Here is a 2,432-nt window from a genome sequence, read left to right on the forward strand (position 1 = left end):
GCCGCGCCCCGCACCACATCGGCCGAGGGGGCTCCCTCCGCCAGCGCTACGAGGCCGTGCAGGAGCTGTTCGCGGTCGGCGCCCACGACGGCCGCACGGTGTTCCAAGTCAGCCCGGGTGGTGGCCAGGGAGTGACCGATGTCGGCCGGAGACGGCTCCGGCCACTCGGCCAGGAAGGCATGCAACCGCGCGGCCTGGGCACGGATGCCGGCCTCCGAAGTCGCCGACACCGTCCACGGGACCACCCCGCCGGCCACAGGGTCCGCCCCCGCGGCCTCGGTGGGCTCGTCGGGCGCCTGTTCCACGATGACGTGGGCGTTGGTACCGCTGATGCCGAACGACGAGACCGCCGCACGACGCACCCGACCACCCTCACCCTCCCAGGCCCGGTTCTCCGTGAGCAGCTCCACCGCCCCACTCGACCAATCCACCTGCGACGACGGCGCATCCACATGCAACGTCCTCGGCAACACCCCATGCCGCATCGCCAACACCATCTTGATCACACCGGCCACGCCCGCCGCCGCCTGCGTGTGCCCGATGTTCGACTTGATGGACCCCAGCCACAACGGCTGCTCCGCCGGGCGGCCCTGCCCGTACGTCGCCAACAGCGCCTGGGCCTCGATCGGGTCACCCAACCGCGTGCCCGTGCCATGCGCCTCGACCACATCCACCTCGGCCGCCGACAACCCCGCACTCGCCAACGCCTGTCGAATCACCCGCTGCTGCGACGGACCATTCGGCGCCGTCAGACCATTCGACGCACCATCCTGATTCACCGCCGAACCACGCAACACCGCCAACACCTCATGCCCGTTCCGACGCGCATCCGACAACCGCTCCAGAACAAGAACACCAACACCCTCACCCCAACCCGTACCATCCGCCCCCTCAGCAAACGCCTTCACCCGACCATCAACCGCCAACCCACCCTGCCGCGAAAACCCCACAAACGCCCCCGGCGTCGACATCACCGTCACACCACCGGCCAACGCCAACGCACACTCACCACCACGCAACGCCTGCGCAGCCCAGTGCAACGCCACCAACGACGACGAACACGCCGTATCGACGGAGACGGCCGGGCCCTCCAGCCCGAGGACGTAGGACACCCGGCCCGACAGCACGCTGGCCGCCCCGCCGGTGCCGCGCTGGCTCTCGACGTCCTCGGTCGCGTGGAGCAGCAGCGTGCCGTAGTCCTGGCCGTTGGTTCCGGCGAAGACTCCGACCCGGTCGCCCCGGAGCGAGACCGGGTCGATACCGGCCCGCTCGATCGCCTCCCAGGAGGCTTCCAGGAGCAGTCGCTGTTGGGGGTCCATCGCCAACGCCTCGCGCGGCGAGATCCCGAACAACTCGGCATCGAAGTCAGCCGCGTCGCGGACGAATCCGCCTTCGCCGACGTAACTGGTGCCCGGCCGAGCGCGGTCCGGGTCGATCAGCGAGTCGAGCTGCCAGCCGCGGTCCTCGGGGAACGGCCCCATGGTGTCGACGCCCATCACCAGCAGCCGCCACAGGTCCTCGGGGGTGCTGGCCCCGCCCGGGAAGCGGCAGGACATGCCCACGATGGCGATCGGGTCGTCGGTGCCTGGCAGTGCCGCGCCGGTCGTCCGCGCCTCGTCGTCGGGGCGTGCGTCATCGCCGAGTGCCTGGGCCGTGATGTGGCGGGCGAGCGTGGCCGGGGTGGGGTAGTCGAAGATCAGGGTGGCGGGGAGCGGGAGTTCGGTGGCCGCCGTGAGGCGGTTGCGGAACTCGACCGCGGTGAGGGAATCGAAGCCGAGCTCCCGGAAGGCCCGGTCCGGGGCGACGGCGTCCCGCGTCCGGTGGCCGAGTACGGCGGCCGCCTGGGTGCGCACCAGGTCCAGCACGGTCCGCTCGCGCTCCGCGGACGGCAACCCCGTCAACCGCGCCGCGAGCGCGCCCTCCTCGACCGCCGCACCGGCCGCGTCCGCGCCCTCCACCGCGCGTCGGGCCTCGGGCACTCCGCCGAGCAGCGGACTGGGCCGGGCCGCGGTGAACGCGGGGGCGTAGCGCTCCCAGTCGATGTCGGCGATCAGCGGGCAGACCTCGGCCCCCAACACCCCTTCCAACGCGCCCAACGCCAGCTCCGGAGCCATGGTGCCGACGCCGCCACGGGCGAGCCGGTCGGCCACGACATCGCCGGTGGCCATGCCCGCCTGGTCCCAGGCACCCCACGCCACGGACGTGGCCGGCAGCCCCGCACTCGCACGCGACTGCGCCAACGCGTCGAGAGAGGCGTTCGCCGCCGCGTAATTCCCCTGCCCCGCACCGCCGATGGCCCCGGCCATGGAGGAGAAGAGGACGAAGGCGGTGACGGGGTGGTCTCGGGTGAGCTCGTCCAGATGGCGAGCCGCCTCCGCCTTGGGCGCCAAGACCTTCGCGAAACGGTCAGGCGTCAGCCCGTCCACCACACC

General features: G+C 72.0%; 1 protein-coding gene. It reads right to left on the minus strand.

Annotated features, from left to right (window positions below):
- Nucleotides 1–2,432 (minus strand): beta-ketoacyl synthase N-terminal-like domain-containing protein (locus tag ACIQU6_RS44370; protein ID WP_403488369.1); only part of this gene is annotated, 2,432 nt, incomplete at both ends.

This window comes from Streptomyces sp. NPDC090442 (genome assembly GCF_044769405.1).
Classification (GTDB): domain Bacteria; phylum Actinomycetota; class Actinomycetes; order Streptomycetales; family Streptomycetaceae; genus Streptomyces.